The sequence below is a fragment of the Paenibacillus xylanexedens genome, from assembly GCF_001908275.1.
Classification (GTDB): Bacteria; Bacillota; Bacilli; order Paenibacillales; family Paenibacillaceae; genus Paenibacillus; species Paenibacillus xylanexedens_A.
In genome coordinates, this window is the sequence record NZ_CP018620.1 from 2,319,737 (window position 1) to 2,345,822 (window position 26,086).

23 protein-coding genes are annotated in these 26,086 nt (G+C 46.2%); all 23 read left to right on the forward strand.

Features of this window, described 5'->3' with window-relative positions; all coding sequences use genetic code 11:
* The 23 genes from BS614_RS10115 (at nt 1) to BS614_RS10225 (ending at nt 25,964) form a co-directional block, all read left to right on the forward strand.
* Nucleotides 1-459 (forward strand): phage tail tube protein, encoded by a 459-nt coding sequence (locus BS614_RS10115; protein WP_074093885.1) that lies wholly within the window; start codon nt 1-3, stop codon nt 457-459.
* Nucleotides 460-630: 171 nt separating this feature from the next.
* On the forward strand, nt 631-1,053 hold the full coding sequence (locus tag BS614_RS10120; protein WP_036611390.1) for a phage tail assembly chaperone: 423 nt from the start codon (nt 631-633) through the stop codon (nt 1,051-1,053).
* 201 nt (nt 1,054-1,254) lie between these two features.
* Nucleotides 1,255-3,348, forward strand: coding sequence for a phage tail tape measure protein (locus BS614_RS10130; RefSeq protein WP_074093887.1), 2,094 nt, complete (start codon nt 1,255-1,257; stop codon nt 3,346-3,348).
* Entirely contained in the window at nt 3,349-4,044 is a 696-nt protein-coding gene (locus tag BS614_RS10135; protein WP_074093888.1) for a LysM peptidoglycan-binding domain-containing protein, read from the forward strand.
* A gap of 13 nt (nt 4,045-4,057) precedes the next feature.
* On the forward strand, nt 4,058-5,068 hold the full coding sequence (locus BS614_RS10140) for an XkdQ/YqbQ family protein (protein ID WP_074093889.1): 1,011 nt from the start codon (nt 4,058-4,060) through the stop codon (nt 5,066-5,068).
* A gap of 6 nt (nt 5,069-5,074) precedes the next feature.
* On the forward strand, nt 5,075-5,332 hold the full coding sequence (locus tag BS614_RS10145) for a DUF2577 family protein (RefSeq protein WP_175383663.1): 258 nt from the start codon (nt 5,075-5,077) through the stop codon (nt 5,330-5,332).
* Entirely contained in the window at nt 5,329-5,742 is a 414-nt protein-coding gene (locus tag BS614_RS10150) for a DUF2634 domain-containing protein (protein ID WP_074093890.1), read from the forward strand. Before BS614_RS10145 ends, BS614_RS10150 begins: the two co-directional genes overlap by 4 nt.
* Nucleotides 5,735-6,793, forward strand: coding sequence for a baseplate J/gp47 family protein (locus tag BS614_RS10155; RefSeq protein WP_074093891.1), 1,059 nt, complete (start codon nt 5,735-5,737; stop codon nt 6,791-6,793). The genes BS614_RS10150 and BS614_RS10155 overlap by 8 nt, the downstream gene beginning before the upstream one ends.
* Complete coding sequence (locus tag BS614_RS10160; RefSeq protein ID WP_074093892.1) at nt 6,790-7,335, forward strand: putative phage tail protein; 546 nt, start codon at nt 6,790-6,792, stop codon at nt 7,333-7,335. Before BS614_RS10155 ends, BS614_RS10160 begins: the two co-directional genes overlap by 4 nt.
* Nucleotides 7,336-9,666 carry a hypothetical protein gene (locus BS614_RS10165; protein WP_074093893.1) on the forward strand — a complete coding sequence of 777 codons (2,331 nt, stop codon included), beginning with the start codon at nt 7,336-7,338 and terminating at the stop codon, nt 9,664-9,666. It abuts the gene before it with no gap.
* Nucleotides 9,666-10,283 carry a hypothetical protein gene (locus BS614_RS10170; RefSeq protein ID WP_074093894.1) on the forward strand — a complete coding sequence of 206 codons (618 nt, stop codon included), beginning with the start codon at nt 9,666-9,668 and terminating at the stop codon, nt 10,281-10,283. The genes BS614_RS10165 and BS614_RS10170 overlap by 1 nt, the downstream gene beginning before the upstream one ends.
* Complete coding sequence (locus tag BS614_RS10175) at nt 10,284-10,694, forward strand: hypothetical protein (protein WP_074093895.1); 411 nt, start codon at nt 10,284-10,286, stop codon at nt 10,692-10,694.
* A 43-nt stretch (nt 10,695-10,737) separates the two neighbouring features.
* Nucleotides 10,738-11,178: a hypothetical protein gene (locus BS614_RS10180; RefSeq protein WP_074093896.1), complete on the forward strand. Its 441-nt coding sequence runs from the start codon at nt 10,738-10,740 to the stop codon at nt 11,176-11,178.
* Nucleotides 11,179-11,234: 56 nt separating this feature from the next.
* Nucleotides 11,235-11,366, forward strand: a complete 132-nt coding sequence (locus BS614_RS32360) for a hypothetical protein (RefSeq protein ID WP_280523085.1) — start codon at nt 11,235-11,237, stop codon at nt 11,364-11,366.
* 76 nt (nt 11,367-11,442) lie between these two features.
* Nucleotides 11,443-11,940 carry a phage holin family protein gene (locus BS614_RS10185; RefSeq protein WP_074093897.1) on the forward strand — a complete coding sequence of 166 codons (498 nt, stop codon included), beginning with the start codon at nt 11,443-11,445 and terminating at the stop codon, nt 11,938-11,940.
* 379 nt (nt 11,941-12,319) lie between these two features.
* The gene (locus BS614_RS10190; RefSeq protein WP_074093898.1) at nt 12,320-13,267 is read left to right on the forward strand and encodes a glycoside hydrolase family 25 protein; all 948 of its coding nucleotides are present in this window, start codon (nt 12,320-12,322) and stop codon (nt 13,265-13,267) included.
* A gap of 931 nt (nt 13,268-14,198) precedes the next feature.
* Nucleotides 14,199-15,845: an ABC transporter substrate-binding protein gene (locus BS614_RS10195; protein ID WP_074096779.1), complete on the forward strand. Its 1,647-nt coding sequence runs from the start codon at nt 14,199-14,201 to the stop codon at nt 15,843-15,845.
* A gap of 209 nt (nt 15,846-16,054) precedes the next feature.
* The gene (locus tag BS614_RS10200) at nt 16,055-17,059 is read left to right on the forward strand and encodes an ABC transporter permease (protein WP_017690144.1); all 1,005 of its coding nucleotides are present in this window, start codon (nt 16,055-16,057) and stop codon (nt 17,057-17,059) included.
* Between the two features lie 230 nt (nt 17,060-17,289).
* Nucleotides 17,290-18,189 (forward strand): nickel transporter permease, encoded by a 900-nt coding sequence (gene nikC / locus BS614_RS10205; protein ID WP_074093899.1) that lies wholly within the window; start codon nt 17,290-17,292, stop codon nt 18,187-18,189.
* 731 nt (nt 18,190-18,920) lie between these two features.
* The gene (htpG, locus tag BS614_RS10210) at nt 18,921-20,801 is read left to right on the forward strand and encodes a molecular chaperone HtpG (RefSeq protein WP_074093900.1); all 1,881 of its coding nucleotides are present in this window, start codon (nt 18,921-18,923) and stop codon (nt 20,799-20,801) included.
* A 703-nt stretch (nt 20,802-21,504) separates the two neighbouring features.
* Complete coding sequence (locus BS614_RS10215) at nt 21,505-22,920, forward strand: deoxyguanosinetriphosphate triphosphohydrolase family protein (protein ID WP_074093901.1); 1,416 nt, start codon at nt 21,505-21,507, stop codon at nt 22,918-22,920.
* Between the two features lie 21 nt (nt 22,921-22,941).
* Entirely contained in the window at nt 22,942-23,967 is a 1,026-nt protein-coding gene (locus BS614_RS10220) for an MsnO8 family LLM class oxidoreductase (RefSeq protein ID WP_210436972.1), read from the forward strand.
* Between the two features lie 284 nt (nt 23,968-24,251).
* Complete coding sequence (locus tag BS614_RS10225; protein ID WP_074093902.1) at nt 24,252-25,964, forward strand: HAMP domain-containing methyl-accepting chemotaxis protein; 1,713 nt, start codon at nt 24,252-24,254, stop codon at nt 25,962-25,964.
* The last annotated feature ends 122 nt before the right edge of the window (nt 25,965-26,086 follow it).

A 26,086-nucleotide genomic window follows, 5' to 3' on the forward strand; every position in this document is an offset into this window, starting at 1 on the left:
ATGGCATTTTTGAAAGCAAGCGACACGATCTCCGGCCAGGAAGGCCGCGCATACGCAACGATTAACGGACAGACGGAAGAAATGTTCTATGTGAAGACGCTGGAAGCAACGGTGGAGAAACAAAAAGCAGAGGTCAAAACGCTGGGCCGCCGCGGTATACAGCACAAAGCAACCGGTTGGTCTGGCTCGGGTTCCATGACGATCTTTTATACCACATCCCGTTTCCGCGAGCTGATGCTCCAGTACATGCAGAATGGTGTGGACACGTACTTCGACATTGAAGTGACCAACGAAGATCCTTCCTCCACGATTGGTAAACAGACCGTTACCCTCAAAGGCGTCAACCTCGACAGTGTGATCATGGCATCCCTGGATACCGAGGCGGAGGCGTTGGAGGAAGAAGTGAGCTTTACCTTTGAAGATGTCGATATGCCTGTATCGTTCAATCTGCCGAAGTAATGTAGCGTGGAAAGCATAATGATTTGAGATTTATAAAGAGTATAAATTTACAGCGGGTTTGTAAAAGAAACCTGTTCAACTTGCCTGTATTACGGGCTATTTGGCGTGTCAAAATACTGTTCTTCGCCGCTTCGTGCGGCGGGGGACCTAACTTTAGAGGAGGAACAATACATGAGTGGATTGAGTATGTTTTTTGCCCAAAATGCAGCAACAGATACAACGGAGGAGTTTATCGTTTCCCCCCGATTTAAAGATGAGAAAGGCGAGCCGGTTGCCTGGAAACTGCGTAGCATGACCGAGGACGAAAACCAGGAATGCCGCAAAGCGGCTACCCGCAAAATTAAGGGCAAGAACGGTGTCTACACACCCGACATTGATGCAAATGATTACATGGCCCGTCTGATGAGCGCGAGTGTAGTTTATCCCGATCTGAAAAATGCTGAACTCCAACGTTCATATGGCGTAATGGGGGCGGAATCACTTTTGAGGAAAATGCTGTTGCCTGGGGAATTTGCTTCGCTTGGCGAACAGGTCCAGAAGCTGAACGGCTTCAATCAGGACATGAACGAACTGGTGGATGACGTAAAAAACTAATTAAAGAGGGCGATTCCGAAGCCAATCTGGCTTATTACGCTCTCCATGAATTAAACATTTTGCCGCATGAGTTAATGGCCTTCTCCATGCGAGAACGAGCAGCGATCTATGCGATGATCTCCATCCGGGTGGAGGAAGAGAAGAAAGAACGGTCCAAGAGCCGTGCCCGGAAGAAATAAAAAGGAAAGGAGGGAGAAATGAATGTCCGATACAAGTATCAATGTAATCAATCCTCCATCCGTAAATAATCTGATCAATAACTTAAATCTAATTCAGGTTAAAACAACCGAAATTTTGAACAACTTCAACCAAATTAACCATGTTAATTTGAATCAATTTAACCAAACGAACATATCCAACCACTTTAATCAAATCAACCAACAGATGAATGTAACGATTAATCTGATGGAAAAGTTGGAGGATACAGCTGATGATACAAGTGATTCGTTAGGTGATAATCTGAACAAGCTCTCCAAGTGGATGCAAATGGTAAAGTCCGCTGGAAGTGTCGTGTTAAAAGCGGCTGCTGAACAAGAAGACTTCAAATATCGTTATATGGTTGCTGCACAAGACCCGGTGCTCGGGGAAGGAATCTATAATAAGTATCGCGAGCAAGCCGCCAAGAGCGGCCAGGATGTCAACGATTCACTCAAATCTTCTCTAGGCTTCTTGCCATTGGCACAAAATACAGGGCAGGTAGATCAGTTGAATCAACTAACTCAACGTCTGAGTATGTTGTCACCGGATGGACAAAGTCTGTCCGAGGCGTCTGCTGCCATTGTTAGTGCCATGAATGGAGAAAACGGAGATTTGGCGAGTCAATTTAACATCCCAGAAAGTGCATTAAACGGAGCTGGATTGGATGAATTTATACAGACGAAAGACCTTGATGGTTTTATACAAGGTTTGCAGACGGTTCTTGAAATGCAAGGTTACACACAAGAAGCCTTTGATACGATGCTGGATTCTCCATTGCAAAAATGGACGGCTCTCGTGAATCAGTTCAATGGAATACTATCTGAAATCGGGACAAGAGCTTTGGAAGTTTTATCTCCTGTGCTTGACCGATTAAACGAAGCCATAAGCTCAGGTCAGTTCAGTGCTTTCATCGAATGGATTGGTGGGGCCTTCGCAATTATTGCTCAAGTGGTGGCATTTATCGTGGATGGGTTCATCAATTTTGCTACAGTTGTGCAAGAAAATTGGGCTATCATCGGACCTATATTAACAGCCATTGCTTTAGTGCTCCTAGCCAATATCATTATTACGCTCGGAGTTGTAATTGCACAGGTTTATTCACTGGCTGTGGCATGGTTGGTAGCTAACTGGCCTATCTTGCTTGTCATTGGTGCTATTGCAGGACTCATCTTTATTTTGCAATTATGTGGCGTTACAGCTGGGGATATGGTGGGAGCGATTATAGGTTATTTTTATATGGCTTACGAGTATATGAAATCAATTTTTGCATCCATTCTGAATTATTTCATGTCTTGGGCCGAATTTGTCATTAATGTGTTCAGAGATCCAGCCTATGCATTCCAAAAGTTGTTTGTTGATATGGGACTCATTGTACTTCAAATTCTGTTCAACATTACAAAGGGAATTGAGGATTTTGCAGGTGGTTTTAAAGATCAGATCAACTGGATGATCGGAGGTATAAATAAATTAATACCCTATCTGAATAAGATCTTTGGCACTAATTGGGGCGGTATTAAACTAGTGGATGATGCTAACATTCATTCAATGAGCGGTAAGATACAGGGTTTAATGAGTGACCTTGAAGCGAGTGCTCCTGAGAGCCAGAAGGACGTTGTTAGCCTGTGGAGAATGGACGCTTCTGCAGACTATAAGGATGCATTTGATATGGGATTTGACAAGGGGAACGATTTAATGGATACCACCAAAGGCCTATTCCCCAACGGCTCTGATAAATTACCCGGAAACTTCGGCGGCTCAACTCCCAAAACACCTTCCATGCCATCGATACCAACTGCACCTGCTCCCACGGTTGTTCCCAATAACAACATGAGTAACATCAACAAAATCAACAATATCGGACAGGTGGACAAGATCGGTGACGTGGATGGAACAGTGGATGTAACCAGCGAGGACTTGAAATTGATGCGTGAGCTTGCAGAAATGCAGGCGATTCAGCGATTTGTCAGTCTGACGCCAACTGTTCAGGTCACCACAGGGGATATCAACAGCGGACATGATGTGGACAGCATCATCAGCAAAATCACCGATGGACTGAACAGTCAGATCGTCTCCAGTGCCCAGGGGGTGTATGGATAAGTGGAATATTATATTCAACTAAGCTTCAATAACCGCTCTGAATACATGTTTTTCCCGGTGACACCAGAGAGCATTGAGTTTTCGGATTCGGGAGACGGCAGTACATTTAACGTGAGCGCTTTGGGTGAAATTAACGTGATTAAGTCGCCGAAGTTGCGTGAAGTCAGTTTCAGCGGGATTTTTCCGGCAGACTACAGCCCGTATCATCTGAACTACGATGCAAGACATCCGGCAATTCAGAAGCAGTTTTACCGTGATCCCTATGAATATGTGAAAAAGATCATCCGTTGGATGCAGACGGGTAGACCCGTCAGATTGTTCTTTTCCAGTGCAAGGTACACCATTAATATGGCTGTTTCCATTGAGAGCTTCGACTGGAAGGAGACTGCGGGTACGGTGGGCGATATCCAGTATGATATCAAGCTGAAGCAGTTCATTTTTTATGCCGCCAAAAAAGTAGTGCCACTCAAAGACAGCAAGGATACGGCTGCTTCGAAAACAAAAACCAAAGCCTCCCGGCCCAATGAAAAAATCCAGCCCAAGACCGTCACTCTCAAAGCCGGAGACTCCTTGTGGTCTGTAGCCAAAGCCCATTTGGGAGATGGATCTCGCTGGAAAGAACTGCAGAAGCTGAATGGCATCAAAGATGCACAACTGAAGAAGCTGCCGATTGGACTTGTGATTAAGCTTCCGTGAAAGGAGAGGCAATATGCAAGAGCAGATCAGGCTGGATGATAAGCTGGCAAACATGAAGGAACGGTTATTACTGGATGACAAGCAGGGCAACATCTGGGACATTAGCGAAATTGCCGGTGATATTACGTACAAAACCTCCCGCATCGGCAAACCTTCCTCTCTGGAATTCACGTTGATCAAGGGCAGTCTGTACCAGAATAAGAAATTCACCTATGAGAATGGATATGTCGTGAAATATATCAGCAACGAGGTAGGCATATTTTACGGATATATCTTCTCGGTGGATAGTGGCAAGGACGAAAGTGTCAAAATCAAAGCCTACGACCAGACTCGTTATCTAACCGCGAATCAGACGTATAAGTTCGTTAATGCGACTGCTGCGGATGTAATTAAACGAATTGCAAAGGATTTTCTGTTGAAGACTGGTGATCTGATTCAGCCGAAATATGTTATTCCGCGTATGTTATTCGATAACAAAAAGCTGATTGACATGATCTGTGAGGCGTTGGATCGAACGCTGATCTATGGCGGTAAAAACTACATCTTCTACGATGATTTCGGCAAGCTTATGCTTCGGGATGTGGAAGAGATGCCTTATGGTTTTGTCATTGGGGATAACAGTCTGCTCACGGATTACAGTTATACAAGGTCGATTGACGACCAGACGTATAACAAGATCAAGCTGTATCGGGATAACAAGGATACGGGAAAAAGAGAAACGTTTGTTCATCAGGATTCAGGCAGCATCCGTCAATGGGGGCTGCTTTTTTTGTACCAAAAAGCGGATGATGGCCTGAACGAAGGCCAGATTGATGCCATGCTGAAGACCCTGATGACCCTCCGTAACCGCGAGACGCAGACGTTGAAAGTGGATGCGCTTGGTGATTTCAAGGTAAGGGCAGGTAGTTTTGTCAACATCCAGATCGATGAACTGAAGATTAATCAATATTTTCTGGTAGACGAATGTACGCATAAGGTACAGGGGGGCGTGCATACGATGTCGCTGGATTTGAAGGTGGTGTAACGATAAATGATGCTGGACGTGATTAAAAAGGCGGCGGTGGCCGCTGTAGATGCCAAGTCTCCCGTTCAGGTAATGTACGGAAGTGTGACAAACACACAACCTCTGGAGATCACCGTTGAACAACGGCTGGCATTGGCTGAACCTTTTCTGGTACTGCCGGAATCCGTAGTGAACAAAGCTTGGACCGTGGGTGACCATGTTTTGTTATTACGTGTTCAAGGTGGAGACAGCTTTGTCGTGCTGGATCGGCTGGTGAATCCATGATTCCACAGGGTGCGCAGATTAGTGCAGAAGATCTGGAAGAAGCTGCTGTGCTTCCAAGTCTTACGTATGTATTTCAAGCTTCGGGACAACGAATTGGAAGGTTGCAATTGGATGGAAAAGATGCGGTAAAACAGGCGGTGTATAAAGCGTTGTCTACACGCCGCTACGAGCATCTCATCTATTCCTCGGATTACGGCATGGAATGGTCCTGGGAAGGAATGGCCGGGAGATCCATGGTTGAATCGGAACTGGAGCGCTGGATTCGGGAAGCGTTACTTCCAGACGATCGTATTTCGGATGTAACGGAGTTCGATTTTCTCCACGAGGCTGACGGGGTACGGGTTTCTTTTACCGTGGAAACAGATTTTGGCAGCTTTAGGGAAGAGACGGAGGTGAACATGGATGTATGAAGAGCAGACGTTTGAAGTTATTTTAAACCGAATGCTGGACAGGGTACCAGATGGTGTGGATAAACGTGAAGGCAGCATTATCTATGATGCGCTTGCGCCAGCGGCAGTGGAAATGGCTCAGATGTATATCGAGCTGGATGTGAACGCCAACCTGAAGTTTGCGGATACAGCATCTGGAGAGTATCTGGATCGTGCGGTGGCTTGGTCTGGCATTAGTCGGAAAGCGGCCACGAAGGCACGTTGGGTTGGGAGTTTTCGGGATAACGAAGGTAAGCCTGTTGAGGTTCCTTTGGATAGTCGTTTTTCCACTGGGGATCGGGTGTATGTTGTTGTGGAACGCATCGCGGCAGGGCAATATGTGTTGGAATGTGAGGTCGCGGGAGCGGAAGGTAATGAATATACGGGGGCACTGCTGCCCATCGATTATATTGCTGCTCTTACCATAGCCGAATTGACACAGTTGCTGGTTCCTGGCGAAGACGAGGAAACGGATCAGGCCTTATATGATCGCTATCAGGATAAAGTTTCCCGTCCGGTCACGAGTGCCAACAAATATCAGTATGAGTTATGGGCACGGGAAAACTCCGGTGTAGGCAAAGCAAAGGCTTTTCCACTGTGGGATGGTCCAGGCACAGTCAAAGTGGCATTGCTGAATAATGAAATGCAAACACCTGCTGAGGCGGTCATTGAGGCGGTGCAGGAATATATCGATCCAACCCAGGATGGAATGGGCGAAGGTGCAGCTCCAATCGGACCCGTGGTCACAGTAGTGGGAGCGCAAGAGGTACCTATTGATGTGGAGGTACAGGTCACGCTTGCTTCCGGTTCAACGTACGAGGGCGTGAAGACACTGATTGAAACGGGAGTTACGGCGTATCTGAAAGAACTGGCCTTTGCCGATCCATTGGTTCGTTGGACACGTATTGCCAATGCGATTCTGGATATTCCACCCGTAATCGATTATAGCGATCTGCTGGTGAATGGTGGTATGTCCAATCTGGAGATCGCTCCCGGCGCAGTAGCCGTTCTCGGGACGGTGAAGGTGACATGAGTAAAGCAGAGGTATTAATTACTCTTTTGCCCCCGTTGTATGAGAATGTGCTGGAGATGCAGCTTCTTACGGAGACCGAAGGTGTTGAGCTGGACCAGCTTACGGTGGGTTTGGAAAGTGTGCTGGATCAATTCTACCCGGAGTCTGCGACCTGGGCATTGGAACGTTATGAGCGGGATTTGCAGATTCCGACAAATCAAGCCAAGCCGGATGATCAGCGGAGATCCGTAATCATTTCCAAAATGCGAGGCAGTGGCAAAGTCTCTGGCTCCATGCTCAAGAACGTGGCGCAGGCCTACGAAAGCGGTGGAATTGATGTATCCGTTTCGCCCGAGGAGTACTTGATCCGAATTCGCTTCATCGACACATGGGGCTTGCCGCCCAATCTGGACGATCTGAAGGCAGCGATTGAGGATATTAAACCAGCACATATGGCCGTGGAGTACCGTCTGCGGTATTTGACGATTGCGGAGGTCGAAAGCATGATGCTGGATGAGATCGAACAGACTCGACAGGATAAATTTGCAGGAGGTGGAGCATAGATGAATGAACCAAAAACACCGAATTTGGGGTTGAATAAGATTGACCGTTCCTCGCCATCGACGACCTATTTTGATCTGGATAAGTATTTGGATCAGAACTGGGAGAAGGTTGATGAAGGTGTAGGGCAAGTCGAAGAAAAGGCTGAGGAAACCGCGGCACAGGTGAGTAGTATTCAAGAGAGGCTTGATACGGAGAAGCGTAGATCGGTGACGTTGGAGCCTGGAGTGCAGATCATTAATGCGGAGCGTGCCTCGGCGTTTAAGTTGGAAGGTTTGAAGGGCGTAACGCTTGTGAACTTGTTGGGCCGTGATGGAGGGTGTGAAGACTTATCTAAGATTGGTGTGCATCAATCGACATTAACTTTAGACAGTACGAACAAAGTACAGGGATCTAACGGTCTGAAAATAGCGATTAGTACAGGTACATCAGGTATTGGCTTCTTTACTGTATCACTTAAGGCAGGAAAATCGTATGTTGCAATCGCTGAAGTTAAAAATTTCGATGGGACAAGTATGTTTATTAATCTCCCCGGAGTCGGGGCAGTGGGGAATCCTGTAAAGGATAAATCTAAATTTAACGTAACTTGGACACGTTATATGGCGCCAACGGATATAAAGCTAAATATCGACGTGGGGGTTTCAGGTACAGCCGTAGGTCAGTACGGTTACGCAGATGCAGTACGTCTCTATGAAGTCAGCACTACCGATTACGCTGCGCTTGCCAGTATGTCACCGGAGCAAGTAGGAGCTAAATATCCATATGTCGATAGCATTCAGCCTGTTCGAAATCCGTATGCGATTCGTTATGGAGAAAACTTGTTGCCGCCGTTTTATGAGTGGAATCAAATTGGTACTGACGCAAAAATTGCATCTCCTTATCATTTAAGCGTTAATACTGCAAACGCTGGAGGAAGTTACACCATCGTCAAAGTTCCCTGCTTGCCTAACACAACGTATAGAGTAAAGGCAGATGTATTAACAGGCCCTCCGGTTGTAATTGCGGTTGAATCTCTCGACGAAACCGAAAATACTATTTCAACCAAGTATTTTATGGATGGATCATTCATAACCGAAGCTAACGCCCGAAGCGTTAGAATTTCAATATACCGAGTTGATGCTGGAGCATTGGAGGTCAAGAATCCAACTTTGACTATCGGAGCCGAATCCAAACCGTTCAAACCGCGTGAAGACGCTATGCTCGCATTGCAAACGAATCTATACGCTGATCCATTAACCGGGACGAATGCTGACGAAGTGTTCGAGAAGGACGGACAATACTTCAAGCTGGAGAAATGGAAAAAACTCGTGTTGGACGGATCTCTACCATGGGTGTTTAACGCGAATTACTCAGGATATAAAAGAGTTGCAATCAGCTTCACAGATCCAAACATTGTAACGAGTTCGGATAGAAGCGTTAAATATGACGGTAAAATATTGGAGTTCGGTAATACGCAAGCAGCAGGAGATAGAACGCATATTTACAAGCCCTCGAATATTCTATATGTATCTGTATTCAACGCAGACAGTGGATGGGGAGACGCATACACGCCGACAGCCGACGAGATTAAGGCGTATTTCATGGGCTGGAGGATGTTTTTAGGAAATCAAGGAGACGTAAGCAAGCCGTATAACGGAGAGGCCGCTGGCAAGGCGTGGTGCCCCTTAGATTCAATTTATGCGGCAGGAACAGCTGCTACGACTTATGTTCTAACAGTTCCGATCAATCCAATAACTACGTTAACTTATACAAGGTACACGCTATGGACGCCATACCAACTCGTATATCAACTTGCAACGCCAACTGTCGAACCGATCACGTCAGAGGGACAATTGACGTTAATCGAAGGCAATAACCAAGTTGAAGTCGGAACGGGGATCGTGTTGCGTGAAGGCGTGAAACCTTACGCTAATTCTACTCTCGATTACGCTGGGATTAATGCTCCGAGTTCGCCAAACTATCCGGGAACAGGGTTACAAACTAAGGTGAGTAAACTCCTGAAAATATACAAGAACGGCAGAGCTGATAACGAATGGAATGTACAATCAGGCAGGAGCAGTACTGGCGGCGGAGAAGAATACGCGGATATTAAACTATCTCAATATGACGCCTCAGCCACGTACACCGTAACATACCTGATGCTGGACACGTTCCCGATTGCCTCATTCTTTGGATCAATTGCTGAGAACGAAAAGGCGTTACTTACGGATATGAACGCCGTCGTACGTCAGAACGCGGCAGCGGTATCCGTGGTCGAGATGGCGGTTAACGAGGCTGTTCGTCAATTGCTACAACAACAAAATAAACGAAACGTTTGGGGTGAAATTTTTTAATGGCTGATACAATTAAATCGATTTTCGAAGGAAATGTACCTACGACTTCGACGACTGCTTACACTGTACCAGCAGGTAAGTACGCCGTAATGAAATCGGTAATCATAAGCAATTCGTCGATTAATACTACCGTTACGTTTAGGTTGTCATTAGGAGGCGGGAATATTGCATATGATCACACGTTAAAAGGCGGAGATACTTTGGTACTCGACGAGTTGGACTTTCCTCTTTTACCCGGAGAAACTATAGTTATTTCCGGATCAACTTCAAGTGCCAGAATGATCATATCCGGGTTTGAACGAGATTACGATTCTAAAAATTATCCGTATTTAAAAGTAGTTACGACTGTTACTGCAGGAGGCGGAGGAATCTATACACCTGCAAATGACTTTGATGCAATTATAAAGTCTATCGTGATCTGCAATAACACGAATACGAATGCGACGGTTTCAATGAATACATCGGTTTCGTTAATTAATAGTAAAATAATTAAACCTTATGACACATTGATTGTGCCGTTACCTAAAATTTTCTTGGGTAAAGGAAAACAATTATATCAATATACGGCAACTGCTGCAGCTCAAGTTACGATCATCATGGAAAAGGTGGTGCAGTAAATGCCGTTAATTGATAATTACTTGCTGGACAATTACTTGATTGACGGGCCGATTGGGATAAAGATAGATCAAGGAGATATACCAGAAGCTGATGTATCCATGTTTACTAACGTAATCCAGCCTGGTGGAGGAACAACTTCTACTTATCTCGCGGTTGTGAATAAGTCATTTGGATTTGTTCCTAAAGTGATAGTCGTATACTTCACCCCTGATTCGAGTTACCCGCCTAACCAATGTGCCTACTTCGAAATGCTTCCCATGATGAGCGGATACCCGACAGCTCAATATCAATCAGGAACCGCCCGGATAGATGGGACTGTATGTTACGTTCGTTCTACAGGTTTTAGATTACCCGTGTATCAGAAGAGTTACCCAACAAGAGCCTACTCGTATGTAGCAATAGGTTGGTAGGAATGGCATTTCACCAATAAAAAACATGAAAGGTAGTGGAAAAATGAACGAACAAGAGCCGAAAAATAAAATCGGTATGAAGGTTTACTACGACTTGCAATCCGGTAACGTCATCGTTATTACGCCAGAGAGCGCCGGGATCGTCGTCGAAACCACGCGGGAACAGGATTTCAAGTTATACAAAGCGTTGGACGATAAAGTTCCCGATAGTGTCGGTATGATCCAACTGGAATACGGCGCGTACATGTTGGACCGTGCCGAAGGCGGTACGATTGCACGCGTTGATCTGGAAACATTGGAACCACTCTTTGACTACCAGCCAAAACCCGACGAAGAACCACAACCACCAATGATTTCGTTCACTTTTCAAATTGCCGAATTAGCGGCAGAAAATCAGCGATTGCGGGAAGAAAACAACACGAATCAATTTGCGCTCATGGAATTACACATGATGCTGCTTAGTTTGATGCCTAATACGGGATAAACTTGCTTGGCTGCTGGATTTGATGGGCTGTAGCACTCATGATGGGAGGTGAGACTATGTTAGCTATATACGTAATGATGATTCATAAAGGAATGATCAAGTTGGAGTCTGTACCAGTTCAAAGCCGTGATAAAGTGGCGGAAGCTCTGCGAGTTGGAGATATGGACCAAAACGGAAAAATCGCTTAATAAGTGTTCCAAATATGGAACGCTATTTTTATGCCTTCTGAAGCATCTTGTATTTCGAATCAAAGGAGGTGAAATCATGGAACGATGGGACACCCTATGGAAATGGGGAATTGCACTCATGAGCAGCTCAGTAACCTACTTCTTCGGAGGCTGGTCAGGCGTGCTGGGCGTGCTACTCGTGTTCGTCATCCTCGACTACCTAACCGGCATCGCGGCGGCGGGTATGACTGGCAAGTTAGAGAGCAATGTCGGCATGTTCGGCATCGCCCGAAAGGTATTTATATTTGCAATGGTATCGGTGGCTCATCTGGTGGACGGTGTTCTGGGAGACGGACATTTGTTCAGGGATGCGGTCGCCTTTTTTTATATCGCAAATGAGTTGTTGTCTATTATTGAAAATGGGGGCAAGTTGGGCGCTCCGATTCCGCCTGTGATTCGGCAAGCCATTGAAGTGCTTAAGGGAAAAGGGGGATCCGGGGGGATCTCAGGTAACTATACTCCTAATTCCAGAGAATCTTTTGTACAGTCAGATCATGAGGACGTTGATCAACAGATTAGAGATGAAACGAAGTAAAGGCTCAACATTCATTCAAAATTGTCCTGTGGCAAGATATAGAGCACTACAGAGTCGAAATTCTGCACCATTAGCCTACAAGTAGTGAAAGAGACGGAATCGATTCTGAAGAAGCGGAGCGGTCGCCTTTGTCTCTAAATTTTAACCATTAGAATAATAAATCATAAAAATTTGGAGACAACAGCGATCATAAGAACGATCCGTATCTGGAACGGTAGCGTACCGGCTTGATATTTTTTTCTAAGATGATAGATACTCATTGAACGCTCATTGAACATAGCTATTACCATCAACAAGGGACACGCACACAAGCAACCCTTAATTCAACCGCATTAACTATATACAAACGGCAATTTGCCGCATAAAGGGTGTGAGAAACATGCAAACGAGAAGTTCGAGCAACACACAGGGCATTGACGTCTCCCGATACCAGGGCAATATTGACTGGGCGAAAGTGAAGGCAAGTGGCATGACATTTGTATTCATCAAGGCAACCGAGGGACAGACATATACCGATCCCAATTACCAGAAAAATGTAACCGGTGCACTTGCTGCGGGCATGCTGGTCGGAACGTATCACTTCTTCCGTGCGACATCTACCGATGGTGCCAAGGCCGAAGCGGCGCATTATGCCAATACACTTAACAAAGTTGGAGGCGCCAAGGCGCTACAACTGCCACCTGTCATGGACTACGAGAACAACCCTGGCAACCTGAGCAGAGCGCAGATGAATACAGTTGCCAAAGCCTTTTTAACTGAATTACAACGTCTGACAGGTGTAAAACCGATCATATACACGGGCAATTCATTTGCCAGGAATTTTGACACAACACTCAGCTCATACGATCTGTGGATCGCGCGCTACAGCAACACCCGTGTACCGGACGATCAGCCGGCATGGAAGCGTTGGACGTTCTGGCAGTATACGGATTCAGGCAAGGTGAATGGCATTAGTGGCAACGTAGATATGAATGAATTCGAGGGAACAGCGGCACAGCTCAGAGCAAGATACGAAGCAGCCACTCCGAAACCAACGGAGCCACCCAATCCGACGAATCCAAGTCATCCGAATCCACCAACCGAACCACCGAAAGGGGGCGAACCGATGACAGCCGAAGAGAAAGCAGCATTTGATGCGCTCAAATCCCAGGTCGACAAACTGCAGGCGCGTCAGCAAATGGAAGTTCCAGTATGGGCGAAGGCAGCTGTGGATGCAGCACTAGCATATGACACCAAAAATCCATTGTTCAGCATCGATAATGGGGCGAGTTATGATTTTTACCGTTTTATTACCGTGATGCATCGCAGAGGTTTGTTTAAAAAGTGAGCTGATTTTTAGCAAATTAAAATGTTGATTTTATCTGAATGTGGATTGAGTGGAGAAGGAACACGAGACGCTTTTTGTCGAACTGTGTTCCTTTTTTGTGTTTTGTGTAAGTAATATTAACACATATAATAAAGTTGAAGACTTATGTCTGTAAAACTCTTGTCTAATTGATTAATGTGATGTAAAGTAAGTTACACGAAATTGTTTTTCACCACAGTTTATTTACACAATCCTCCTCATCATGACAAAACCATAACATATGAAGTTATTGTAATGTCTCCCTGTTGTACAATCCAACATCTCAAGATGACTCGTCCATACATTTTACACATCCAATCTGCAAGAGAAAGCCACCGATTTAAACAACTTACACGATTCATCAAACAACCTAGCCTATGTTGAGTTTCTTTCATCCGTATTGCTAACGAACGATAACGATACCTAATCCGGTCTCCACACTCCATGCTCAACCGAAACGCTCAAGGAACAGACTTTATTGCGTAGCCAGCAGCGTAGTATCCATATGCCCATCAGTATTTTTAATCTACCAACTTAAACTTTCTCTTACCAGTCCATAACTATTCACTGTTGCTTATTGACCTTAGTTCAAATAAAACGCAACAATTTCATTCAATTTCATAGATTCATCTCACAAGATACGTTGTAGAACCTTTTTCTTTTTCTATAAAAGTAATCAACCGACGTCCTTAATCCATTGTACGATCTGATATTTACCTGTATCCCTTACGTATCCCATGCTGTTTTTACATTTCATCCATGCCTTACTTTTCCCAGAACATTAATACAGGTATCGCAGGCATCTAAAGCCTTTTATATGATATATAGCACCAAACCGATTGCCAACATTGGAGATCTTTCATGCCAGCATCACACACATTATGAGACAGGGAAGGGTGTTGTACGTATGCGAATGAGAAAAAAATGGATGTTCGGTGTTCTAACGATGGCTTTGAGTACCGTATTGGTGTTGTCCGGTTGCTCCAGTAACGAGAGTGGAGAGAATACGCCTGCTCCGGCGGAAGGAACCGACCCTCCAACCGAAACGGTAGCGCAGGATACGATGATTATGGGACGTGGCGGGGATTCCGTTGCACTCGATCCGGCGATTGTGACCGATGGAGAGTCTCTGAAGATTGGACATCAGGTGTTTGACTCGTTGCTGGATTACAAGGAAGGCGGAACAGAGGTCGTTCCTGGACTGGCAGAGAGCTGGGAGATTTCAGCGGATGGACTCAAGTATGTGTTTAAGCTGAAGTCCGGTGTGAAATTCCATGATGGAACTGACTTCAACTCAGAGGCTGTTGTGTTCAACTTCAACCGCTGGGGTGATCCGGCGAGTGAATATAAATTCGAGGGCGATTCCTTCGATTATTACGACTCCATGTTTGGTCCAGAGGACGGACGTGTGATCAAGGAAGTGACGGCAACTGACGAGACTACGGTGGAGTTCACATTGAACCAGCCACAAGCGCCTTTCCTGCAAAATATTGCGATGACGCCATTTGGCATTGCCAGCCCAACCGCGATTCAGGAGAAAAAAGAAAACTTTAAGAGCGAGCCTGTGGGCACCGGCCCATTTGTATTCAAAGAGTGGAAGCGTAACGACTCCATCACCCTGGAGAAAAACGCGGATTATTGGAAAGAAGGACTGCCGAAGCTGAACAAAGTAATCGTGCGTTCCATTCCGGATAATACCGCTCGCTTCAATGCCCTGCAAAACGGCGAGATTGATGTCATGGAAGACCTGAACCCGGACGATCTGTCCATTCTTGAGGGCAACAGCGAGTTACAGAAGATCGAGCGTCCACCGTTCAACGTGGCGTATATCGGCTTTAACTTTAAGAAGAAACCATTTGATAATGTGAAAGTCAGACAAGCCCTTAATCATGCGGTGAACAAGCAGGCCCTTATTGATGCATTCTTTGCTGGACAAGCTGAGCCTGCTGTGAACCCGATGCCGCCAACGCTGTGGGGATACAACGATACCATTGAGGATTACCCATATGATCTGGAAAAAGCAAAAGCTCTACTGGCCGAAGCAGGCTTCCCTGACGGATTGCCTGATCCGATAACCTTCTATGCGATGCCGGTATCCCGCCCGTATATGCCTGATGGCAAAAAGGTGGCCGAGGCGATCCAGGCCGATTTTGAGAAGATCGGAGTGACCGTCACCATCGAATCACCGGAGTGGGCAACGTATCTCGAAGATACAAAGGCCGGGGAGAAGGACGACATTTACATGCTCGGCTGGACAGGTGACAATGGTGACCCGGATAACTTCCTGTATACACTGCTGGATAAAGATGCCATTCCAAGCAACAACCGCAGTTATTATGTAAACGAAGAATTACACACATTGCTGACGGGTGCACAGACAGAAACCGATCAGGACAAGCGTGCTGAACTTTACAAACAGGCACAGGTCATTATCAAGGAAGATGCACCGTGGATTCCTCTGGTACACACGACGCCAATTCTGGCAGGTAAAGCCAACCTGAAAGGTTTCGTCCCTTCTCCACTGGGCACCGAATCCTATGCCGGTGCTTATTTCGAGTAAGCTGTAAGCTGAACTTATCCATTTCAGGATAACTGCGATCTGAAGATGGCACTACTGTTCGGAGTGATTACGTTTTAATTCTTTCTATTCAAAGCGCTGGTAAGACGAAATGCTTGGCAGAACCCACATCCGGACGTAACTATCCAAAGCATGCGTTTCTGCCGGCGCTTTTTATTTTTGCACGATATGTCGAAGGCAGGTGAATAGGATTGAACAGCTATATTGTCAAACGTGTGCTTGTGTTGCTGCCTGTACTTCTGGGCATGACCCTGATTGTCTTTTCCATCATCCACGCCATTCCGGGTGACCCGGCCGAGACCATACTTGGGCAAAAGGCGACCGAACAATCCAAGCAGGCCCTGCGTGACCAGCTCGGTCTGGATAAACCTTGGTTTCAGCAGTATTTCGCCTACTTGGGCGATTTGCTCAAAGGTGATCTGGGAACATCCATCCGCACCAAGGTGCCTATTGCCCAGGAAATTGTGCCTTATCTGACAGCAACCCTTGAATTAACGATGGCAAGTATGTTGTTTGCTGTCATTATTGGGGTGAATGCCGGGATTGTCAGTGCATGGAAGCACAACTCCTGGTTTGATTATTGCTGTATGGTCATTGCTTTGGTGGGTGTATCCATGCCGATCTTCTGGCTCGGTCTGATGGAACAATGGCTGTTTGCGAACAAGTTACAGTGGTTGCCATCCATTGGACGCATGAATGCACGAGATCCGGTGGAAGCCATTACGGGCTTGTACGTGCTGGATACGATGATCGCTGGACAATGGAATCAGTTGTGGACTGTAACGAAACATTTGATTCTGCCAAGTGTTGCACTGGGCACGATCCCGATGGCTGTTATTGCCCGGATGACCCGTTCCAGCATGCTGGAAGTGATGAGTTCCGATTACATTCGTACTGCAAAGGCGAAGGGGCTGGGTCCGTTTTTTGTCGTATATGGACATGCGCTCAAAAATGCGTTTATTCCCGTCCTCACGGTTATCGGCATCCAGACCGGATCGTTGCTCGGGGGTGCGGTGTTGACCGAAACGATCTTTGCTTGGCCGGGCGTGGGACGTTATATATATGAAGCAATTAGTTCGCGGGACTATCCGGTGATCCAGAGTGGCATTCTGATCGTGGCGTTCTTTTTCGTGGTGATCAACCTGATTGTGGACTTGCTCTACGCCGTGTTCGATCCGCGGATTAGTTATAAATAGGAACTCCATCAAGAACCAATCTGCAGAATCGAAGCTAAAAACTTTCTAAAAGAAAGCTACATCGGAAGCATAGGCTGCGCATGAATCACCATATTTTCACCTTTAAATAGGTGGATCAATATAATCTGGGGATAACAGCGATCAGAAGATGATACTGCAATCGTAGGGCTTGAGTGTAATAGAACGCGTTGATCTTTTGTTATATTCATGTTCAAGAAAGGAGACAACGCATGGCCAAATTATCGACCAATACCGGACCATCCATTGACGCTGCGTCGGCGAGCACATCCGGTCCATGGCGGGAAGCGTGGAGAACGTTTCGGAGAAATCGGCTTGCGCTTGCAGGTCTGATTATTATCGTATTTTTTATCCTGTTGGCCTTCCTCGCGCCATATATCGCACCTTACGATTACAAGGAACAGGTGCTGGTGGATCGGCTTCAGGCCCCTTCGGCAGAGCATTGGTTTGGTACCGATGATCTGGGGCGTGACGTGTTTTCCAGAGTGCTGCATGGGGCGCGTATTTCCTTGTGGGTGGGCTTTTTCTCCGTCATTGGTTCCATTATTGCGGGCACGCTGCTGGGGCTGATTGCCGGATTTTATGGGAAATGGGCGGACATGCTCATCTCGCGTCTATTTGATATTTTGCTCGCATTTCCGGGGATTTTGCTGGCCATCGCCATTGTGGCGATATTGGGCCCGTCTTTGCAAAATGCACTGCTCGCCATCGCCATCGTGAATATCCCGACCTACGGAAGATTGGTGCGTTCACGGGTACTCAGCTTGAGACAGGAGGAATTCATTACGTCGGCACGGACACTTGGAGCGGGCAATGGGCGAATCTTGTTTCGCCACATCTTGCCCAACAGCCTTACTCCTCTGATCGTGCAAGGTACACTCGGAATTGGGACTGCGATCATCGAAGCTGCTGCACTCGGATTTCTGGGTATGGGTGCACAGCCACCTGACCCGGAATGGGGTAAAATGCTGTCGGACTCCCGTCAGTTTATACAAAAAGCACCGTGGACACTGATCTTCCCCGGCGTTTCCATCATGTTGACCGTTCTCGGCTTCAACCTAATGGGCGACGGCCTGCGCGACACCCTTGATCCGAAAATGGCCAAAAAGTAGAATTATCTAACTCTAACCATAACTGTCTTTCCCCATGCCGGTTCGAACTTTGGTTCGAGTCGGCTTTTGTTTTACCTGCGGGATTACGGTAAAATGATTGGTGATGTGCAAAAGTTAAAGAGTTATTCGATCTTTTTGTTAAAATAACCTCCTGCGTATTGACACCCAATTTTCCCATATGTTATATAAAAGGAAGGGTTTAGCACTCCGATCATCAGAGTGCTAACAGAAGATGTTTTTACTATAAGCTTACATATGGAATGATTCTGTTTTTGAAAATAGATATTGAACATGAGTAGGACATGCGAAGCCAAGGTGCGCAACAGAATCTGAAGAAGCGAATTGTTTGCTTAATCAACAGACTCCATTTTAATAGAAGGCTCTAATCCTCAAACAAGTTCCTCATCAAATGCAAAAGTAGTGCAGGGGACGAAATCGATTTGGAGGAAGTGAAGCGTTCGCCTTTATCACCGGATTTCTCCCTTTTAAAAAGGGAATCAAAGAAATACGGGGATAACAGCGATCCGAAAAACGATTCGTAACCGGAACGGCTATATTGCAGAACGTCATGCATTTTGAAGATTAGCCAATCTATTGGATCTAATGATCAAGCGTTTAAGCTTCGAATGATTTTCTGGCACCCGTAAGTTTTGTGTGAAAGACTCAAGGAGTTACTTTCTATTTTCAATCAAATCATTTGATATCCCAATTTGAAAGGAGTCCAACCACTCATGGCTAAAAAAGAATTCCAGGCAGAATCCAAACGTTTGCTGGATATGATGATCAACTCCATTTACACCCAAAGAGAAATCTTTTTGAGAGAATTGATCTCCAACTCCAGTGACGCCATTGATAAAATTTATTACAGAGCACTTACCGACGATTCGCTCGTTTTCAACAAAGAGGACTACTTCATCAAGCTCACGATTGACAAAGAAAACCGCACGCTCACACTGACAGATACCGGAATTGGGATGACGCAGGAAGAGCTGGAGAACAACTTGGGGGTTATCGCGAAGAGTGGTTCCCTGGCGTTCAAGAAAGAAAATGAAGCCAAAGACGGCCACAACATCATCGGACAATTCGGGGTTGGTTTCTACTCGGCATTTATGGTGGCGGACAAGCTGACCGTAACGAGTAAAACGCTTGGCAGCGACGAGGCTTGGAAATGGGAGTCCGAAGGCGCGGATGGTTACACAATCACACCAGCAGAGAAAGATTCCGTAGGTACGGAAATCGTCCTGACGATCAAAGAAAATACCGAAGAAGATTCGTATGACGAATTTTTGGAAGAGTATCGCCTGAGATCCATCATCAAGAAATACTCCGACTTCATTCGCTACCCGATCAAGATGGATGTAACGGGTCAACGTCCGAAAGAGGGCACGGAGAACGAGTTCGAGGAATACCAAGAAGAACAAACCGTGAACAGCATGGTGCCGATCTGGCGTAAAAATAAAAGCGAACTGACCGAAGAAGACTACAATAACTTCTATATGGAAAAACGCTACGGTTTTGACAAACCGCTCAAACACCTGCACATCAGCGCAGATGGCGCTGTGGTGTACAATGCAATCCTGTTTATTCCGGAGAACACACCGTTTGACTACTATACCAAAGAGTATGAAAAAGGCCTCGAGCTTTACTCCAACGGTGTATTGATCATGGATAAATGCGGGGATCTGTTGCCAGATTACTTTGGATTTGTTAAAGGTATGGTGGATTCGGAAGACCTGTCCCTGAACATCTCTCGTGAGATGTTGCAACATGACCGTCAGCTTAGCCTGATCGCAAAGAACATTAAGAACAAAATCAAGAGTCAACTGCAAAGCCTGCTGAAGGACGAGCGTGAGAACTACGAGAAGTTCTACCAGGCGTTTGGACGTCAGTTGAAATATGGCGTATACAGCGATTATGGTGTGAACAAGGATACATTGCAGGATCTGCTGTTGTTCACGTCTTCCAAAGAGAGTAAACTCGTGAGCCTGGACGAATACGTCTCCAGAATGCCGGAAGATCAGAAGTACATCTACTATGCATCTGGTGAGTCCATTAGCCGTATTGAGAAGCTGCCACAGATCGAGGGTGTTCTTGAGAAAGGGTACGAAGTATTGTACTTTACTGATGACATCGACGAGTTCGCAATCAAGATGATCACGAACTACAAGGAGAAAGAATTCAAATCCATCTCCAGTGGGGACCTGGGTATCGAAGATAGCGCGGACAAAGAAGAAACGGACGCTCAGGACAACGACAACAAAGAGTTGTTTGAAGCGATGCAAGCTCAATTAGCGGGTAAAGTCAAAGCCGTTAAAGCTTCCAAACGTCTCAGAAGCCACCCGGTATGTTTGTCCACTGAAGGTGAATTGACGATTGAAATGGAGAAAATCCTGAAAGCTATGCCGAACAGCGAAAACGTACAAGCCGACAAAGTGCTGGAAATCAACGTGAATCACGATGTCTTCAAATCGTTGAAAGACGCTTTCGCGCAGGATCAGGAAAAACTGAACCTTTACACAAGCCTGTTGTACCATCAGGCATTGCTGATCGAGGGATTGCCAATTCAAGATCCAGTAGAGTTCACCAACGATATCTGTAAGGTTATGGTTTAAACTTTCGCAATATCGCAGTGATATAATAACGGTGCACTGAATCAAAGTGATTGAATGTTCCATGCGGTTTCCGGGTGAAAGGCTCAGAGCTTATATAGCCTGGAAACTGCAAGATATCTTTGAATTCACCATCTCCACCCCGACAGGGCGTTCCAGTCCTGTCGGTTTTTTCTGTTTTTACCCACAACGGGAGGGCGCGGGGGAGGCAGACTATCATTGAAACAAATGATGATATTTTCTAAATTGAACTTGATCTTCATTCCGATTTTAGCGAGATAACTGGTGAATACCATTATTGTATTTAAAGGACAGCAAAAGTAGTGAAGGGGACGGAATCGATTCTGAAGAAGCGAAGCGCTCGCCTTTGTCTCCGGGTTTTTCCCTTAATAAAGGAAATTCAGAAAACCTGGAGACAACAGCGATCAGAAGAACGATCCGTAACCGGAACGGCCACCTGGTGGCACAGTAAGTACTTATGGTTGTTCTGCTATGGAGCGAGCATATGTGAATAATGAGTTCAATATGAATCATTGTCATTTAGATGCACGGATGATAGTCTGGCAGGGTATAATAAGAGAAGATGACTGTTCATTACAAGTTGATGTAAGAAGAGATGACAATCGCAGACAGGTTTTACTTTTCGAAACCACAGATGTTGTGTATAATCACTCAAAATAGAGACAGTCGGCTAGGAGTGATCCCCATGCAATGGAACGATCTGAGAGAACATAGACAATATCCTGAATTAACCAAATTGGATGGATCTCGTGCAGCGTATGAACGGGACTATTCGAGACTCATTCATTCACCGACCTTCCGTCGGTTACAGGGAAAATCGCAGGTGTTTGGCGCAGGAACGGGTGATTATTATCGTACTCGCTTGACCCATTCCCTGGAGGTGGCACAGATTGCACGAGAGGCTGCCCGAAGTTTGATTCGCCGTTTTCCTGAGGTGGACTGGGACCGCGCGGACAACCCCGGCCTTATTATTGATTCAGAAGTGGTGGAGTGCGCTGCAATTGCACATGATTTCGGTCACCCGCCGTTTGGACATAAAGGTGAAGAAGTATTGGATGGTATTCTGGATGACCTCATCAACACCGAGGCTAAGAAAATAATGAAAAAGAGCCGCAGCGCCAAAGTTCCCAAGGTCGAGTCTGAAGTCCGTGCCGAGTTAAAACGGAAATACGAGCATTTTGAAGGCAATGCGCACAACTTCCGTCTCATTATGCACTTGGAGAAGCGTGAAGATATCGACGGACTGAATCTGTCTGATGCCGTATTACTAGGGATAAACAAGTATCCATACCCTGGGACAGAGAGCAAAAAAGGCATGTATCATCATGAGTGGCAATATATTCGGGAGATCCGTGATCGCTGGAACGTACCGGCAGGCAAGAAAACGCTGGAAGCACAGTTGATGGACCTTTGCGACGATATTGCGTACTCCTCACATGATCTGGAGGATGGCATCAAAGCAGGCAAAATTGAAGTACATGAGCATTTCCTGCAAGATCCGCATGTGAATCGACTGATTGTGGATAAAATTACAACGCTGGAGGATCTGTTCTGGAACGGATGGACCCGAGAATCGATTGGGCAAAAGGTAGAAGAGGTACTCGCTTCGTTCCTGCGCATCTGGAATGAAAAGATGCCGTTCTGCGAACATGATTACTCGCGTACCCGTCGTGAAGTGAAAGCCTATTGGGTGAGCTTTTTTGTAGGCAGCCTGGGTGTTATTGACGACGGTGACTGGAAGAAGGTAACCTTTGTCCGTGAAGGGGCTGAAGACCTCGACATGCTGCGTACGGTGAGTGTGCTCAAGAGTTTTGCCTGGGTGACCATGATTCGTGACCTGCGTGTGCAGCGGCTACAGAAGCGAAGTGAGTGGATGATTAAGCGATTATGGGATGCATTCCTCGATCCGGAAACGTCCAAATCCATTATTCCATCCGACTGGCTGCAGCGGTATGAGAAGGATCAAGCCAAAGCCCAGCCGATCTGGACTTGGGAACACATGGTGATCGATTATATCGCAGGAATGACGGATGCATTTGCCGAGAAAATATATAATGAACTCTACGGTCTGAAGGTGGGTTCGATCTACGATTTGGATTAAAATTAACCGATATAAAGGGAGATGAGACGCGTGGCTAAGCGAATGAGTGAGACGTTCAGTCTGGGCGTACTTGACCTTGTGCCAAGGTTAAACGATGCCACAGCGGAACAGGCGCTTCACCAATCGGTGACACTTGCGCAACATGCCGAGGCTTGGGGATACGCCCGATACTGGACGTCAGAGCATCATGATATGGCTGAACTGGCATCGGCCTCTCCCGAAGTACTGTTATCGCACATCGGAGCAAGGACAACAACGATCCAACTTGGCTCTGGTGCGGTCTTGTTGCCACACTATAGCCCACTCAAGGTTGCGGAGTCGTTCCGCCTGCTGGCTGCGCTCTATCCGGGGCGCATTGAGCTTGGGCTCGGACGTGCTCCTGGCGGTGGACCTCATGCCACGATGGCACTCAGTGGCAATTACTTGCAGCATGTGTCCAAGCTGCCTGAATCGCTCGCAGCACTCACAGAACTACTAGAAGACCGCTACCTGTACGAGGATCATCCCGTGACAGCTCGTCCGATTCCCAAGCTTCCGTTATCACTCTGGATGTTGGGAACTAACGTGAAGAGTGCAGAGTTTGCGGCACGGTTTGGCATGGGATATGTCTTTGGTCAATTCATGAGTGATGCCGATGGTACAGAGGCTGTAAGGCGATACCGAGAAGGATTTATTCCTAGTGCAACGATGAAGGAACCTGAGGTTATGGTGGCAGTCAGCGTATTGTGTGCCGAGTCAGAGACGGATGCTATGGCCTGGAGTCGTGACATGGCGGAGAGGCGCAAGCTGGATGGGAAAGAACATTCAACCGAGTCGAATTCAAGCGGTATCGCGGGCTCTGACACGAATGATGAAGCCGTTAGTGATCAAAATGAATCGGTACGGCACTATGCAGGTACACCTGAGCAGGTATGGGCTCGATTGCAACAGGTGAGTCGCAGGCTGGATACGGAGAGGTTGCTTCTGGTTACGGCAGGACCAGATTATGAACGCAGGTTGGATTCATATCGATTGCTGGCTGAGCATAAGACAGCAATACTGAACTAGGCTGATCGCTTTATGATGTTAGCCGTTGAAATCCGAACAAACCGAAGAGCTGCAGATCGGGACTTTACCGTATGCTGCAGCTCTTCGGTTTGGACTTTGTCAAGATTCAACAATCTTTTACAAAATCAAGCATCTTAATGACAAAATAATGTTATAATACTTTACGTCTATTTTCCTATCGATATAATATAGAGAAGTTCTTTTGACAAGAGGTCAAAAGAAGGGAAAACAATGACATAAGCACCTGAATTCGGGATGACCGAAGAGGTCAAGGGGGAAATCATATGTTCAGCAGATTCAAGATCAAGAGTATCGGTCTGCGTATCAGCATCGCGTTCTACTTGTTAATCCTCTGTTTAATTATTTTGAGTGTCACGATTGTCACCCGGATGAATTCAATTGAAACCAACACTAACGAAATTACGAACAATTGGATGCCATCAATCCAGCAAATTAACCGGTTAAATTATACCACAGAGCATGTCCTGTCACTAAGTTATCGTCACTTTGACGCGGATGAAACAGACAAGGCATTTTTGTCAGAAGAGCGTACCAAGTATATTCGTGAAACGACGCAGGCGATTAAAATCTATGATCAGCAGGAGAAGTCTGCGGAAGAGCTCAAACACTGGAATGCGTTCAAGAACAAATGGGAAGCGTATCTCAAGATTAATACGCAATCGATCAAGCTGAGTGATGAGGGTCAGACACAGCTGGCGAAGGAAGTAGCTGATAAAGGTGCTGATTCCTTTGACACCATGCAAGTCGATCTTGATTATCTCGTGGAATACAATCAGGAACAGTCGAATCTTGCGGCGGCCCAAACGATCAGATCGGTACAGGATGGTAGATTAATCATCATTATCGGTGTTCTTGTCATGATTGCCATTACAGCAATCAGCATTCCGATTATTCGTTCACAGGTCGTGAAACCACTGCTACGTGTCATTAGTGCGGTGAAACTGATTGCAGAAGGACAATTGAATGTTCAGGACATACATACCAAACATGAGGATGAAGTTGGTGTTCTGGCCAAAGCGGTGAATGACATGAAAGGTAACCTGACTTCCATGGTTCTGAGCGTCAGACGAATTGCGGAAGCTGTTAATCTACAAAGTGGGGAACTGGCAATATCTTCAGAAGAGGTTAAGATTGGTAGTCGCCAGATTGCTGTGACCATGGAAGAGTCAGCCAAGGCCGCAGAGAGCCAGGCAGAGACAGCCGTGGAATCAGCCCGTACGGTTGAAGTGTTGAATGATCACATTCAGAATCATACGGAACAAGGCAGCCAGTTGCGCGTCATGTCGGATCTTGTACTGGAGCAAGGGTTGAATGGTCGCAAGGTGATGGAACAATCCGTGCAGCAGATGCAACAGATTTCCGGTTCGGTCTCTGCTTCCATGAACAAGATGGAACGATTGAATCGTAAAAATGAAGATATTTCCAAGCTGGTTCAAGTCATTCATGACATTGCACGCCAAACCAATCTGCTGGCATTGAATGCCTCCATTGAGGCAGCGCGTGCGGGAGAGAGTGGACGCGGATTCGCCGTAGTGGCATCAGAAGTGCGGAAGTTATCTGAGGCTGTGCAGACTTCGGTTGAAGAGATCACGGCGATTACCGAGGATATTCAGCAGGAGTCACAAGGGGTGGTTGCGGAATTACGTACGAACGTTCAGGAGACCGAACTGGGTCAGGAACATGTGCTTACTTCAGGTCAACTCTTCCGTACAATTAACGAATCGGTGGAAGGCATGGTTGGTGTCATCGGCACTATGACAGATGGTCTCGCAGGCATGCAGGAAGCAAGCGGACGAATGAATGATTTTAGTCAGCAGATTTCCGCTGTTTCGGAACAATCGGCAGCGAGTGTGGAAGAAGTTTCTGCATCGGCGGAAGAGCAAGTAAGTTCCATGGAGACGATTAGCGGCAACATTCAAAGTCTGAAAGAATTATCGGAAGATTTGCTTACATCCATTGAAAAATTAAAAATATAACCTTCTTCTTATAATAGAAGAAGCTGGAATCATGCAGGCGGCTAATGGTGAGAAATCAGTATGATATATGAGCTGTTGGCCTATAACGTTTACTGGCAAGGACGATTAGATTTCCAATGTTA